Origin of the sequence: Enterobacter sp. DSM 30060 (genome assembly GCF_013375955.1) — a bacterium.
GTDB classification, from domain to species: Bacteria; Pseudomonadota; Gammaproteobacteria; order Enterobacterales; family Enterobacteriaceae; genus Enterobacter; species Enterobacter intestinihominis.
Map to the genome: position 1 here is coordinate 2,100,909 of NZ_CP056118.1, position 14,363 is coordinate 2,115,271.

12 protein-coding genes are annotated in these 14,363 nt (G+C 57.3%); 2 read left to right on the plus strand and 10 right to left on the minus strand.

Features of this window, described 5'->3' with window-relative positions:
• Nucleotides 1-9: 9 nt before the first annotated feature.
• The gene (gene acs / locus HWQ15_RS09990; RefSeq protein ID WP_023299100.1) at nt 10-1,968 is read right to left on the minus strand and encodes an acetate--CoA ligase; all 1,959 of its coding nucleotides are present in this window, start codon (nt 1,966-1,968) and stop codon (nt 10-12) included.
• Between the two features lie 423 nt (nt 1,969-2,391).
• On the opposite strand from acs, the gene gltP reads away from it, so the two are divergent.
• Nucleotides 2,392-3,705, plus strand: a complete 1,314-nt coding sequence (gene gltP / locus HWQ15_RS09995) for a glutamate/aspartate:proton symporter GltP (protein WP_022646765.1) — start codon at nt 2,392-2,394, stop codon at nt 3,703-3,705.
• An 83-nt stretch (nt 3,706-3,788) separates the two neighbouring features.
• Here the strand turns inward: gltP and HWQ15_RS10000 are convergent, their stop codons facing one another.
• The 3 genes from HWQ15_RS10000 to fdhF all read right to left on the minus strand — a co-directional run bounded on the left by HWQ15_RS10000 (nt 3,789) and on the right by fdhF (nt 7,205).
• Nucleotides 3,789-4,463, minus strand: coding sequence for a tetratricopeptide repeat protein (locus tag HWQ15_RS10000; RefSeq protein ID WP_063149668.1), 675 nt, complete (start codon nt 4,461-4,463; stop codon nt 3,789-3,791).
• Between the two features lie 121 nt (nt 4,464-4,584).
• Nucleotides 4,585-4,737 (minus strand): Hok/Gef family protein, encoded by a 153-nt coding sequence (locus HWQ15_RS10005; RefSeq protein WP_022646767.1) that lies wholly within the window; start codon nt 4,735-4,737, stop codon nt 4,585-4,587.
• Between the two features lie 320 nt (nt 4,738-5,057).
• Nucleotides 5,058-7,205, minus strand: a complete 2,148-nt coding sequence (gene fdhF, locus HWQ15_RS10010) for a formate dehydrogenase subunit alpha (RefSeq protein ID WP_080298763.1) — start codon at nt 7,203-7,205, stop codon at nt 5,058-5,060.
• A 256-nt stretch (nt 7,206-7,461) separates the two neighbouring features.
• On the opposite strand from fdhF, the gene HWQ15_RS10015 reads away from it, so the two are divergent.
• A complete protein-coding gene (locus tag HWQ15_RS10015; RefSeq protein ID WP_022646769.1) occupies nt 7,462-8,193 on the plus strand; it encodes a response regulator in 732 nt (243 codons plus the stop codon).
• On the opposite strand, the gene HWQ15_RS10020 is transcribed toward HWQ15_RS10015, so the two are convergent.
• From HWQ15_RS10020 to HWQ15_RS10045, 6 genes are all read right to left on the minus strand, one after another.
• Complete coding sequence (locus tag HWQ15_RS10020; RefSeq protein WP_058646401.1) at nt 8,175-9,194, minus strand: carbohydrate kinase family protein; 1,020 nt, start codon at nt 9,192-9,194, stop codon at nt 8,175-8,177. The genes HWQ15_RS10015 and HWQ15_RS10020 overlap by 19 nt on opposite strands.
• The gene (locus HWQ15_RS10025) at nt 9,194-10,054 is read right to left on the minus strand and encodes a ketose 1,6-bisphosphate aldolase (protein ID WP_063149667.1); all 861 of its coding nucleotides are present in this window, start codon (nt 10,052-10,054) and stop codon (nt 9,194-9,196) included. The genes HWQ15_RS10020 and HWQ15_RS10025 overlap by 1 nt, the downstream gene beginning before the upstream one ends.
• A gap of 10 nt (nt 10,055-10,064) precedes the next feature.
• Nucleotides 10,065-10,751 carry a D-lyxose/D-mannose family sugar isomerase gene (locus HWQ15_RS10030; RefSeq protein ID WP_038415087.1) on the minus strand — a complete coding sequence of 229 codons (687 nt, stop codon included), beginning with the start codon at nt 10,749-10,751 and terminating at the stop codon, nt 10,065-10,067.
• A 108-nt stretch (nt 10,752-10,859) separates the two neighbouring features.
• Nucleotides 10,860-11,801, minus strand: a complete 942-nt coding sequence (locus HWQ15_RS10035; RefSeq protein ID WP_063149666.1) for an ABC transporter substrate-binding protein — start codon at nt 11,799-11,801, stop codon at nt 10,860-10,862.
• Between the two features lie 28 nt (nt 11,802-11,829).
• On the minus strand, nt 11,830-12,825 hold the full coding sequence (locus HWQ15_RS10040; protein WP_003860239.1) for a ribose ABC transporter permease: 996 nt from the start codon (nt 12,823-12,825) through the stop codon (nt 11,830-11,832).
• Between the two features lie 2 nt (nt 12,826-12,827).
• Entirely contained in the window at nt 12,828-14,342 is a 1,515-nt protein-coding gene (locus HWQ15_RS10045; RefSeq protein WP_063149665.1) for a sugar ABC transporter ATP-binding protein, read from the minus strand.
• Nucleotides 14,343-14,363 lie beyond the last annotated feature (21 nt).

A 14,363-nucleotide genomic window follows, 5' to 3' on the forward strand; every position in this document is an offset into this window, starting at 1 on the left:
GAGAAAACACTAGGAAGGCATTGCGATGGCCTGCTTCTCTTCGAGCAGTTTGTCCACCACGCCAGGATCGGCAAGCGTTGAGGTATCACCGAGGTTGCTGGTGTCGCCCGCTGCGATTTTGCGCAGAATACGGCGCATAATCTTGCCGGAACGGGTTTTCGGCAGTGAGTCGGTCCAGTGCAGCACGTCCGGCGTGGCCAACGGGCCGATCTCTTTACGCACCCAGTTACGCACCTCGGTATACAGCTCTGGCGACGGCTCCTCGCCGTGGTTCAGGGTGACGTAGGCGTAGATCGCCTGGCCTTTGATGTTGTGAGGAATGCCGACAACTGCCGCTTCGGCAATCTTCGGATGCGACACCAGCGCAGACTCAATCTCCGCCGTGCCCAGACGGTGGCCGGAAACATTCAGCACGTCGTCCACGCGTCCGGTGATCCAGTAATAACCGTCTTCGTCCCGGCGCGCGCCGTCGCCGCTGAAGTACATGTTTTTAAAGGTCGAGAAGTAGGTCTGCTCGAAGCGCTCATGGTCGCCGAACAGGGTACGCGCCTGGCCAGGCCAGGAATCGACGATTACCAGGTTGCCTTCGGTGGCCCCTTCCTGAGGATTGCCTTCGTTGTCCACCAGCGCGGGCTGCACGCCGAAGAACGGACGGGTGGCCGAACCGGCTTTCAACTGCGTGGCGCCCGGCATCGGGGTGATCATGAAGCCGCCGGTTTCGGTCTGCCACCAGGTGTCCATCACCGGGCACTTCTCGTTGCCGATCTTCTTCCAGTACCACTCCCAGGCTTCCGGGTTGATCGGCTCGCCCACGGAACCGAGGATGCGCAGGGAAGAGCGGTCGGTCCCTTCGATGGCTTTATCGCCTTCCGCCATCAGCGCACGGATCGCCGTTGGCGCGGTGTAGAGAATGTTGACCTGATGCTTATCGACCACCTGGCACATACGCGCCGGCGTTGGCCAGTTAGGTACGCCTTCAAACATCAGCGTCGTTGCGCCGCAGGCCAGCGGGCCGTACAGCAGGTAGCTGTGACCGGTGACCCAGCCCACGTCGGCGGTACACCAGTAGATGTCGCCCGGATGGTAGTCGAAAACGTATTTAAAGGTGGTGGCCGCGTAAACCAGATAGCCGCCGGTGGTATGCAGCACGCCTTTCGGCTTACCGGTGGATCCGGAGGTATAAAGGATAAACAGCGGATCTTCCGCGTTCATCTCTTCCGGCTGATGCTGGTCGCTTGCGTTTTCAATCAGATCGCTCCACCACAAGTCTCGGCCCTCGTGCCAGTCAATGTTGCCGCCCGTGCGTTTGAAGACAATGACGTTATGGATGGATTTCACGTTCGGGTTTTTCAGCGCTTCATCGACGTTTTTCTTCAGCGGAATGCCGCGCCCGGCACGCACGCCCTCGTCAGCGGTGATCACCAGCTTTGAGTTCGAGTCGACGATACGTCCGGCAACCGCCTCCGGCGAGAAGCCACCAAAAATAACGGAGTGGATCGCGCCGATGCGCGCGCAGGCCAGCATAGCCACCGCGGCTTCCGGCACCATCGGCATATAGATCGCCACCACATCGCCTTTTTTAATGCCCTGGGCCAGCAGCACGTTGGCGAAGCGGCAGACATCGCGATGAAGCTCTTTATATGAGATGTGTTTGCTCTGAGAGGCATCATCGCCTTCCCAGATAATGGCCGTTTCGTTGCCGCGTTCGGCAAGATGGCGGTCCAGGCAGTTCGCCGCCAGGTTCAGCGTGCCGTCTTCATACCATTTAATGGAGACGTTGCCCGGCGCGAAAGAGGTGTTCTTTACCTTCTGATAAGGTTTGATCCAGTCGAGGATGTGGCCCTGTTCACCCCAGAATGCGTCAGGGCTGGAAATGGACTGCTGGTATTTCTCCTGGTACTGCTCCGGGCTTATCAGGCAACGGTCCGCAATGTTTGCGGGAATGTCGTGTTTGTGTATTTGGCTCATGGCTTTTTTTCTCCTTGTAAGATGTTAATAATATGTCGCAAAAACGTTAATAGTAGGGGCTTTACAAGCTTTGTTTAGTATTTGGGCGACAGATCACGCAATGTCTGAAGAGTATGAAAATTGAGCGAATGAAACTTTGAAGGGAAATAATTCATCTGAAGAATTATTCACTTTTTTGTTTGTAAAAGTTTTTTCATAACAATCGGTTATTGATGTGGATTGCTATTAATTACCGTCAATGACGCTTTTTGCAGTGAAATGCCTTGTTCTTTAAGGCTTGCGCAGCATGCCGTGCAAATGATACTCATACGGCGCGTTAAAAAATCCCATAAACCAACGCAACACAATTCATACCCTTTCAGTATGTCTCCATATTCATGCAGTTTTGCTGGTGCGGAGATTTCATTGAGGAAGTCAGTTTCTATGAAAAATTTGAAAGTCAGCCTGGCCTGGCAGATCCTGCTGGCCCTTGTGCTGGGCATCTTGCTGGGCAGTTACCTCCATTACCATAGCGACAGCCGCGAGTGGCTGATTGCGAACCTTCTCTCGCCAGCGGGCGATATCTTTATTCATCTGATCAAGATGATTGTTGTGCCGATTGTGATCTCGACGCTGGTGGTCGGTATTGCCGGGGTAGGTGATGCGAAACAGTTAGGCCGCATCGGCGTTAAAACCATTCTCTATTTCGAAGTGATCACCACGGTTGCCATCATTCTTGGTATCACCCTGGCGAACGTGTTCCAGCCAGGTTCCGGGATTGATATGTCGCAGCTGGCGACGGTGGATATTTCGAAATACCAAAGCACCACCGCCGACGTGCAGAGCCATTCGCACGGTCTGATGGGCACAATTCTGTCACTGGTGCCGACCAACATTATCGCGTCAATGGCGAAGGGCGAGATGCTGCCGATCATCTTCTTCTCGGTGCTCTTTGGTCTGGGGCTTTCTTCCCTGCCCGCGACGCACCGTGAACCGCTGGTAACGGTGTTCCGCTCTATCTCTGAAACCATGTTCAAAGTTACCCACATGGTGATGCGCTATGCGCCGGTGGGTGTTTTTGCGCTGATCGCCGTAACCGTGGCGAACTTCGGCTTTGCTTCCCTGTGGCCGTTGGCGAAGCTGGTGATTCTGGTGCACTTCGCGATCCTGTTCTTTGCGCTGGTGGTGCTGGGGATTGTGGCGCGCCTGTGCGGGCTGAGCATCTGGATCCTGATCCGCATTCTGAAAGATGAGCTGATTCTGGCGTACTCCACGGCAAGCTCCGAGAGCGTGCTGCCGCGTATCATTGAGAAGATGGAGGCCTACGGTGCACCGGCGTCCATTACCAGCTTCGTTGTACCGACCGGTTACTCCTTCAACCTGGATGGTTCAACGCTATATCAGAGTATTGCGGCAATCTTTATCGCTCAGCTGTACGGCATTGACCTGTCGCTGTGGCAGGAAATCGTGCTGGTGTTGACCCTGATGGTGACCTCAAAGGGTATCGCAGGCGTGCCGGGCGTCTCCTTCGTGGTGCTGCTGGCGACGCTGGGCAGCGTCGGTATTCCGCTGGAAGGCCTGGCGTTTATCGCCGGTGTGGACCGTATCCTCGACATGGCGCGTACCGCGCTGAACGTGGTGGGTAATGCGCTGGCGGTGCTGGTAATCTCCAAGTGGGAACACAAGTTCGACCGTAAAAAAGCACTGGCGTATGAACGCGAGGTGCTGGGTCGTTTTGATAAAACGGCTGACCAATGATGTAAAAATGCCGGGTGGCGGCTTCGCCTTACCCGGCCTACATAACCGTAGGCCCGGTAAGCGCAGCGCCACCGGGCAATAATTTACTCCCCGCTCAACGCATCAAACTCTTCACACCCGGTATCAAACCCTTCCGTACAGCTCAGGTTTAACCAGTAAAGCGCTTTCTGTTTATTCGGTGTGATAAAGCCTTTCTCACCCTGCCTGAACAGCATGCCTGCCCAGTACTCCGCATAGCCCGTCCGGGACAGAGCCGAACTCCGCTTGAACCACGCCGCAGCCTGCACGTCATCCTGAGGGACTTCAACGCCGTTGGCATAGATCAGCCCCAGCAGCTGTTGCGCGTCTACCGCCGAGTCGCTATCGATGTCTTCGGTCGACGTTTGCAGCAGTTTAATGGCCTGCGGGTAGTCGGTCTTGCCTGCTTGCGTGTTCACCAGCACCCGCGCCAGCATGATCGCGCCGCGTTTGCTGCCCGCAATGTTTGCCTGTTGGGCCAGAGCTTTGGCCTGTGCGTAGTCGCCCTGCGTAAAGAGGATTTGCGACAGCAGCGCCATGGCGTCGACATTGCCGCCTTTCGCCGCTTTCTCGGCCCACAGCGCCGCCTGCGCGCTGTCGCCGGAACTGAACCAGGTATCGGCAAGATAATACTGTGCGCGCGCATCGCCCGCTTCAGCCTGCTTTTTATACTGGCTGCCTATCTCATCGGCATGGGCAAACGCGGTTAAAAATAACAACAACAGAAAAAGGGTTTTCATGGATTCTTATCATCTGGGTACACGCCGCGCAGTATAATCGCGGTGACAGAAGAAAAAAACGGGTGCGTTAAGACCTCAGCATCCCACAAGCCGGGCGGAACACGGGTTCCGCCCGAAGAGGTTAGCCTGCATTACAGGCTAATTTAGCCGCCACCTCCTGATGTTCACTCTTTATTGAAAACTCACATAAGTTACCGCGAGTAATAAAGGTAAAGATCACTATCGTCAGGCAAATAATAAAGACGATGCCTAACGCAGTTTTTAATGGCGTCATGCCTTTTACTCCTTGTGAAAAAAAGAATAAGAGGCTACTCTCAACCTGTTGGGGGTTGAGGGGTAGCCTCGGGTAAATGCAAATTTCCCGGGGCTTTCCACTTTCTGTCCCTCAACAATGCTCAAGACAGAAAGTCTTAAGCACCCGCCGCATATCTTATCCCTCTGAATTAAAATGCAAAGATGTAATTAATTTTCGCGCAAATTACATTTTTCTGCGAGACGTCTTCAGAGAAATATATTGATATTATTAATAGCGATGCCAGAAATAATAATGGGGTGAATATCTCACCCCATTTAGTCAGCGATTAATTAACAGCTTCATCCCATTGCGCTTTCACGCAGGCGGGCTTTCAGCTTGTTATATTCGTCGATCACGTACTGTTCCGCTGCGCGCTGATCCGCTATGGGCTCCACGTTTACGGCGCAGTATTTATACTCCGGCGTTTTGGTTATCGGGCTTAAGTTCTCCGTCACCAGCTCGTTACAGGCGCCAATCCACCACTGGTAGGTCATATAGACCGCGCCTTTGTTCGGACGGTCGCTGACCTGCGCGCGGGTAATGATGCGGCCTTTACGCGAGTTCACCCACACCAGCGCTTCATCTTCAATACCGAGCCGTTCGGCATCGGCGGTGTTGATCTGCGCGTAGCCCGGTTCATCCGCCAGCGCCGCCAGCGCGGCGCAGTTGCCGGTCATGGAACGGCAGGAGTAATGGCCCACTTCACGCACGGTGGAGAGCACCATCGGATACTCGTCGGTGAGTTTATCGATCGGCGCGACCCAGTCGCAGGTGAAGAATTGCGCCAGCCCGTTCGGGGTGTCGAATTTTTCTTTAAAGAGGTACGACGTTCCCTGATCCGCCTCTGACTCATCCCGGCATGGCCACTGGATGTAGCCTAGCTCACCCATTTTTTCATAGGTTGCCCCATAAAAGTCCGGGCACAGATGCCGCAACTCGTCCCAGATCTCCTGGGTGTTGTTGTAGTGCATCGGGTAGCCCATGCGGGTGGCGATTTCGCTGATGATCTGCCAGTCCGTTTTCAGATCCCACTTCGGCTCGACAGCCTTGAAGAAGCGCTGGAAGCCGCGGTCTGCCGCCGTATAGACACCTTCATGCTCTCCCCAGGAGGTCGACGGTAAAATCACATCCGCCGCCGCCGCGGTTTTGGTCATAAAGATATCCTGAACAATCACCAGCTCCAGATCCTCAAACCCTTTACGCACCGCAGACAACTCGGCGTCGGTCTGGAGCGGATCTTCACCCATGATGTAGGCCGCACGCACTTCACCGTGCGCCGCGCGGTGCGGCAGCTCGCTGATGCGATACCCCGTGTGCTCAGGCAGGCTCTCCACGCCCCAGGCCTTCGCGAATTTCTCGCGATTTTCCGGGAATTTGACGTACTGGTAGCCCGGATAGGTGTCCGGCAGCGCGCCCATGTCGCACGCGCCCTGCACGTTATTCTGACCACGTACCGGGTTCACGCCCACATGCGCTTTACCCAGATTGCCGGTCAACATGGCGAGGCTGGTGAGCGAGCGCACGGTTTCCACGCCCTGGTAGAACTGGGTCACGCCCATACCCCACAGAATAGCGGCGGTTTTCGCTCCGGCGTACATCCGCGCCGCCTGGCGGATCTCCTGTGCGCTGACGCCGGTTATCGCCTCAACGGACTCCGGCGTATAGCCTTCGACAATCTTGCGATACTCTTCAAACCCTTCCGTACGGCTTGCGACAAACGCCTGGTCGTAGAGGTTCTCCTCAATAATGACGTGCCCCATAGCATTTAACAGCGCGATGTTCGAGCCGTTTTTCAGTGCGATGTGCATATCGGCAATGCGCGCGGTTTCAATTTTGCGCGGATCGCAGACGATGATTTTCGCCCCGTTCTGTTTGGCGCGAATCACGTGATTCGCGACGATAGGGTGAGAATCCGCCGGGTTATAGCCGAAGATGAACACCAGATCGGTGTTATCTATCTCATTGATGGCATTACTCATTGCGCCGTTACCGACCGACTGGTGCAGACCTGCAACCGATGGGCCGTGTCAGACGCGAGCGCAGCAGTCGACGTTATTGGTACCAATAACGGCGCGCGCGAATTTTTGCATCACATAGTTGGTTTCATTCCCGGTTCCGCGTGAGGAGCCGGTGGTCTGAATCGCATCCGGGCCATACTTGGCCTTGATGGCGCTAAGGCGCGTGGCAACATAATCCAGCGCTTCATTCCAGGAGACGGCTTCCAGCTTGCCGCCGCGCTCGCGGCGGATCATAGGGGTTTTCAGGCGCGGGGTGAGGATTTGGGTATCGTTAATAAAATCCCAGCCGTAGTACCCTTTCAGGCACAGCGTGCCCTGATTGGTTTTACCCTGCGCCGCTTCCGCCCGGACGATTTTGCCGTTATCGACCACCAGGTGGATCTTGCAACCTGAGGCACAATAAGGGCAAACCGTGACGACTTTTTTCATCACTTTGCTCCAGTTAAACAGTTCTTACCTGCCCAATATGCAGCTTCTATGCCATGTTTTTACTATGGGTATTTCCTGACTTTACGACCCTTTGCGGGGCAAAACCCTGACGAAAAACAGCCAATCGTCAAAATTGACGTGTCGAAAGGGCAGGGGATGTGACATGGATTGAATTTCCGTCACGTAAAAAACAATTCGGCTGGAGCCGGCGGCAGAATGGTTCAGACTTAACATAATTCCCTGACGGAAGCATGCGATGAAACCGGCGATTCTGGTGGTTGATGATGATGTCGCAGTCTGCGAACTGCTACAGGATGTGCTCAGCGAGCACGTCTTTACCGTGCTGACGTGTCACACCGGTCAGGAAGCGGTGAACCGTGTCCAGCAGGACTCCGGCATTGCGCTGGTTCTGCTGGACATGATGCTGCCGGATATCAACGGATTACAGGTTTTGCTGCAGATGCAAAAGCGGCGACCGTCGCTACCGGTGGTGATGCTGACGGGGCTGGGAAGTGAATCAGATGTGGTCGTTGGGCTGGAAATGGGCGCTGATGATTACATCGGAAAACCGTTCAATCCGCGCGTGGTGGTCGCCCGCGTTAAGGCGGTGCTGCGTCGTACCGGCGCGCTGGCCGCGGAGCCTGCCGCGCCGCGCGTTGAGGGTATTGCTTTTAACGGCTGGACGCTGGACACCACCCGCTGCGAGCTGAGCGATCCGCAGCGTAATACCGTGCCGTTAACCCAGGGCGAATATGGCCTGCTGCTGGCATTAACGCAAAACGCCCGCCGGGTACTGAGCCGTGAACAGCTGCTTGAACTGACCCACAGCGAAAGCGCTGAGGTCTTTGACCGCACTATCGACGTGCTGATCATGCGGCTGCGGCGAAAAATTGAGGTCAATCCGCACCAGCCTCTGCTGATCAAAACCATTCGCGGTCTGGGCTATGTTTTTGCCACGGACGTTTCCCATCATGAGAAAGCCGCCTGACCGTTCTCCTGAATAAACGTCTGAAGCTCGGCCAGCGTTTTCGCGCCGTCAATTGCATTAGCCGCCAGCAGGCTGGCCCGCGCGCAGGCGTGCGCCAGATAAATACTCTCCGTCAGCGGCAGGGATTCATGGCAGCCGTATAAAAAGCCCGCGCAAAACGCGTCGCCCGCGCCGACGCTGCCGATAATCTCGTCCTGCGTCAGCTTCCACGACGGAACCCATTGCCCTTTTTCACCCGGCGATTCACCCCATGCCCCTTCCGGACAGTGGATCACCACCCGCTGCCGCACGCCTGCCGCCAGCAGCTGTGCGGCAGCGTCGGCGATATGGGCCATGTTCAGCGCATCATGGCTGTCGCGGATCTCAAGCCCGCTAAACTCACCGGCTTCCAGCTCGTTAATCACCAGATAATCAAGATGGCGCAGGGCAGGGAGCACCAGCGGCTGATAGCGCGGGTCGCCCTTGCGGGACACCAGATCGAGCGAGGTTTCATACCCCTGATCGTGCATCTGTGCCAGTAACCGCGCGCTGCGGGTGCCAAATTCGTCATCCGGCATGTCCAGGCTGTCGAGCAGCAGCAGATAGCCGAGATGGAAGATCTTCAGCGATCCATCTAAACGATCGAAGGCGGGAAGATCCAGCAGGCGGTTGGCGCCCGGCGAGTGGAAAAAGGTGCGCTGTCCGCTGGGGTCGGTCATCACCTGCGACATCGACGTTGGGGAGAACGTCGTGCGCTGCACGCGCTGGCGATTGACGTGATACTGGTCGAGCATCGCCAGAATATAGTCTCCGTCGCTGTCTTCCCCAATCAGCCCCACCGCCTGTAACGGCAGGCCGACGTGCATTTTTGCCAGCGTCAGCAGAACGTTGAGCGGCGCACCGCCGGTTGAGCGTTCGCTGTGGGTGATTTCTGCCAGCCAGCCGCGCTCCGGCCACTGTACGATCTGGTGGACGTGATCCACCAGCATATTGCCTGCGGCGACGATCCCTTTGCGTTCCATTAGGCCTGCCCCGCACTGCCGAAGATGCGCATCTGTTCCGCAACCGTATCGGTAATGGCCTCTTCAATGCCCAGCAGCAGCTCGGCAAACTCATCGTAAAGCGGTTGGCGGTTCGCCATGCGTTGCTCAACGGCGGCAAGTGCGGCCTGCGACATGCCGGTATAGAAATTGATTTTATGAATACCGAGTTCAATGGCGCGGCGGAAATCAGAGTCGCTTATGCCAGAGCCACCGTGTAAAACCAGCGGCAGGCCCGTCTGCTGGCGAATGGCGTCCAGACGCGGAAAATCAAGCTTCGGCTCGCCCTTGTATTTGCCGTGCGCGTTGCCAATGGCAACCGCCAGCGCATCGATGCCGGTTGAATCAACAAATTCGCGCGCCAGCTGCGGGTCGGTAAAGAAGGCTTCATCCGCATGACCGTACAGCGCGCCACCTTCATCCCCGCCTACCGCGCCCAGCTCCGCCTCTACCGAGACGCCCACCGCGTGGCACATCTTCACCACTTCCCGGGTCTGGCGGATATTTTCCTCATAGCTCAGCGTGGAGCCGTCGAACATCACCGAGCTGAACCCTAAACGCAGGGCGCGCACCACCGCCTCAAAATGCAGGCCGTGGTCGAGGTTCAGCACCACGGGAATATCGTGGCGGGCAGCTTCGAATTTCACCGCTTCCACCAGCGACTCCAGAGACACGTACTTAAAATGCACTTCGGCGATGTTGATGATAAACGGCGAGCGTTCCTGCTTCGCGGCGGCAAACAGCGCGCGCAGGAAATGGGAGTCGAGCACGTTGAACGCGCCCAGGGCGTAGCGGTGTTCCCTGGCGTGGGCCAGACCGTCGGCAAGAGAAATCAATGGCATCATTCACTCCTTATATCCGAAACAGGTTGTACTCGTTGCACAGCACCAGCACCGCCGGTTCGTCTTCTTCAATGGTGTTGTAGCGGTCAATGGGCTGTAAAAAGTGGTTGTCGTGTTCATCGTCATTGACCGACGACACTTCGCCCACCAGCACGTCACCAAAGCCGCGTTCACCCCAGAAGCTATGGTACAGGCCGGGCGTCAGGCAGATGCTCTCCCCTGGCGTGAGGCGCAGCTGGCTGCCGGGCGCGTGCGTCTGCCGACAGCCGTCTATCGTGACGGTCACGTCGGTGTTTTCGGTCTCTTCATGCGCGCCCGCATTCCATAACTCAATAATCAGATTCCCGCCGCCGCGGTTAATAATGTCCTCCCGCTTGCGCCAGTGAAAATGCATCGGCGTCACCTGGCCGTCGCGGACGTGCATGATTTTTTCGGCATAGCACTTTTCATAGGGCACGCCGTTGGGGGAGCCGTTGCGCAGGGTGAAAAGCGTTAACCCCTGTGCAGCGAAGTTGTTGCCACCAAATGCCGTCACGTCCCAGCCGAGCCTGAGGTCAAACACCTCCTGCCAGGCGGCCTGGTCAAGCTGCTGCCATTTTGTCGGCGGAAAGCTGGCAAAAGGGGGGAGATGCACGTCGTGCATGGAGAAGAACTGCCGTGTGTGGCCGAGGATTTCATTGATGTCGGAGCGTTTCATGGGGACTCCTTACTTTTTTTGCCGCCCCCTCACCCTAACCCTCTCCCCAAAGGGGAGAGGGAACTTGAACACCCTCTCCCCTTTGGGGAGAGGGCCGGGGTGAGGGGCTTACTTAACCGTCCACCCCTTATACGTGCCGACGTTCTTTTTATCGATCATCGTCACCGGGATCAGCACGGGCTCTTTCGGCGCAGGTTTGCCCTGAAGAATGTCATAGCCGATCTCCACCGCCTTCGCCGCCATCACCTGCGGATCCTGCGCCGGGGTAGCAACAAACAGCGAGTTTTCACGCTTCAGGGCTTCTTCACCGTCCGGGCTGCCATCCACGCCAACGATAAAGAATTCGTTGCGTTGAGCCTGTTTAGCCGCCAGATCGGCGCCGATCGCGGTCGGATCGTTAATCGCGAATACGCCGTCGATCTTCGGATTGGCCGCCAGCAGGGAGGTCATGACCTCCAGGCCGCCTTCGCGGCTGCCTTTGGCGTTCTGATTATCCGAGAGCACTTTGATATCCGGGTGGCGCCTGAACTCGGTCTGGCAGCCCTCCACGCGGTTTTGTACCGCAGAAACCGGCGGTCCGTTGATGATCACCACGTTGCCTTTACCTTTCAGGCGGTCGGTAATGTACTTACAGGCCATTTCCCCCGCCTGAGTGTTATTGGAGGTGATGGTCGCATCGGCCCCTTCCGCCGCCACGTCCACCGCCACGACCACGATCCCCGCCTCTTTAGCGCGTTTTACCGCGGGGCCGATCCCTTTGGAATCCGCGGCATTGAGGATGATCATGTCTACTTTCGCCGCAATGAAGTTATCGATCTGCGACACCTGCTGGCCCAGATCGTACCCGCTGGAGACCAGCGTCACCTTGACGTTGTCCCCCGCCAGCTTGCGCGCTTCCAGCTCGGCACCTTTGGTGATCTGCACGAAGAACGGGTTAGCCAGGTCACCCACCGTCACGCCGATGGATTTCAGATCTTTTGCCTGCGCAAACGGGGTTGCGGCCAGCAGCGCGCCAGCACAGAGCGCGGTCACTAAGGGCTTCAATCTCATGCTGTATTCCTCACGTAGGGTATTGTTGTTATGCACTTTGATGGTGTCGGGTACGGTATTTGTCGATCAGCACCGCTATGATGATCACCGCCCCTTTGATCACCAGCTGCCAGAAATAGGAGACGCCCATCAGCGTCATGCCGTTGTTGAGGGTGGCGATGATCAGCGCGCCCACCAGGGTGCCGGTGATCGTGCCGATCCCGCCGACGAAGCTGGTGCCGCCGAGGATCACCGCCGCAATCGCATCCAGCTCGTACCCCGTGCCGAGGTTGCCGTTGGCGCTGTAGAGACGTGAAGCGCTCATCACGCCGCCTAAGCCCGAGAGCAGGCCACTCATGCCGTAGACAAACAGCAGCACCAGCCAGACCTTAATGCCGGTTAAGCGTGCCGCCTGCATGTTGCCACCAACCGCATAGATGTGAACGCCGAGGGTGGTGCGGCGCAGGATGAACCAGCACACCACAATCACCGCCAGGGCGATCACCACCAGCCACGGAATCGGGCCGAGGTAGTTATTGCCGATCCACTCGAAGTTAATGTTGGAGTTAATAACCGTCGTGCCGTCCGCCAACAGGTAGGCCGCGCCGCGCAGCGCCGTATAGGTGCCGAGCGTGACGATAAACGGCGGAAGTCCGGCGAAGGCCACCAGCGCACCGTTGAACAGCCCCAGCACCATACCGAGCATCAGCGCCGCCGGAATGGAGAGCATCGCAAATTCAGGGATAAGCGAGACCACCATCGCCGCCACTGCCGTGGTGCCCAGAATCGAGCCCACGGAGAGGTCAATCCCGCCGGTCAGGATGATGAAGGTCATCCCGGCCGCCAGGACAATGTTGATCGACGCCTGCCGGGTAATGTTGAGCAGGTTGCTCTCGGTGAAAAAGTTCGGGGCGATAAAGCCAAATACCGCCACAATCAGGATTAAAATCGGCAAAATGCCGATCGTTTGCATCAGATCGCTCATCAGCATTTTTTTGGCGGAGGCGGATTTCGCCACCTGCTGCGGATGGGTTGGAGTTGTCATAATTACACCGCCTGATGATGTGTGTCGTTTACGCCGGTTGCCAGCGTCATGATGTTTTCCTGAGAGATGTCGCGCCCGTGCAGTTCACCCGCAATGCTGCCTTCCCGCATCACGTACACCCGGTCGCTCATCCCTACTACTTCCGGCAGCTCGCTGGAGATCATCAGTATCGCAACGCCTTTGCGCGCCATCTGGTTCATGATGCGGTAGATCTCGCTTTTTGCGCCGACGTCTACGCCGCGCGTGGGCTCGTCCAGAATCAGAATGCGCGGGCCTATCGCCACCCAGCGGGAGATCAGCAGTTTTTGCTGGTTGCCGCCGGAGAGCCCGCCCGCGCGCACCTGTGAATGGGGCACGCGGATATTGAGCAGGGCGATGGCGTCATCGGAAATCGACTGCGCTTTTTTGCGGTTCAGCCAGCCGAAGGTGGCGTCGCGCTCCAGCGTCGCCATGGTGATGTTCTCCTGCGCCGCCAGCTCCAGAAACAGACCTTGCTCCTTGCGGTTCTCGGTAAGAAAACCGATGCCGTTCTCAATGGCCGCGCGCGGGGAGTGGATCACCACCGGTTCGCCGTCCACCTCAATCATGCCGCCGGTGGCTTTGCGCACGCCGAAGATCAGCTGCGCCAGCTCGGAACGCCCGGCCCCGACCAGCCCTGCCAGCCCGACGATTTCACCGGAGCGCACCTGCAAACTGCACGGCTGTACTTTTTTGCCGTCGGTGAGGTGGTGGACGTTAAGACGCGGGCTGCCGAGGGGAATATCGCGCTCTTTGTTAAACAGATCGCTGAGCGGACGGCCCACCATCATGCGCACAAGCTCGGAGGCGTTGAGCCTGTCGCGCGTCAGGCTGCCGACGTATTGCCCGTCGCGCAGCACGCTGACGCGGTCCGAGAGTTCATACACTTCCGCCATCCGGTGGCTGATGTAAATAATCGCCATGCCTTCATCGCGCAGGCGCAAAATCAGTTCGAACAGACGGTGGGTTTCGCGCGAGGAGAGGGCGGCGGTAGGTTCGTCCATCACCAGAATGCGGCTGTTGCGGCGCAGGGCGCGGGCGATCTCCACCTGCTGCTGCTCGGCGATCGTCAGCTTCATGACCAGGTCGGTGGCGCTGAACTGCGCGCCCAGACGGTCAATGACCGCCTGCGCCTGGGCAGCCATCTCTTTGCGCTGGACCAGCCCGCCGCGCGACAGCTCGCTGCCGAGAAAAATGTTTTCCGCCACGGTCAGGTTAGGAGCAAGCTGCATCTCCTGATAAATCAGGGTAATGCCTGCGGCCAGCGCATCCTTCGGCCCTTTGATATGAAACGGCTTACCGTCGATGAGGATGTCGCCGCTGCTGGCGGTATAGGCACCTGCGAGGATCTTCATCAGCGTGCTTTTTCCGGCGCCGTTTTCCCCCATCAGCGCGTGGATCTCACCGGGGAAAACCGTCAAATCCACGCCCTTGAGCGCGTGGAAATTGCCAAACGTCTTGGCAATATTGCGCATCTCTAAAACCGGGGTTCTGCTCATGGCGGATCTCCTGTGAATGTC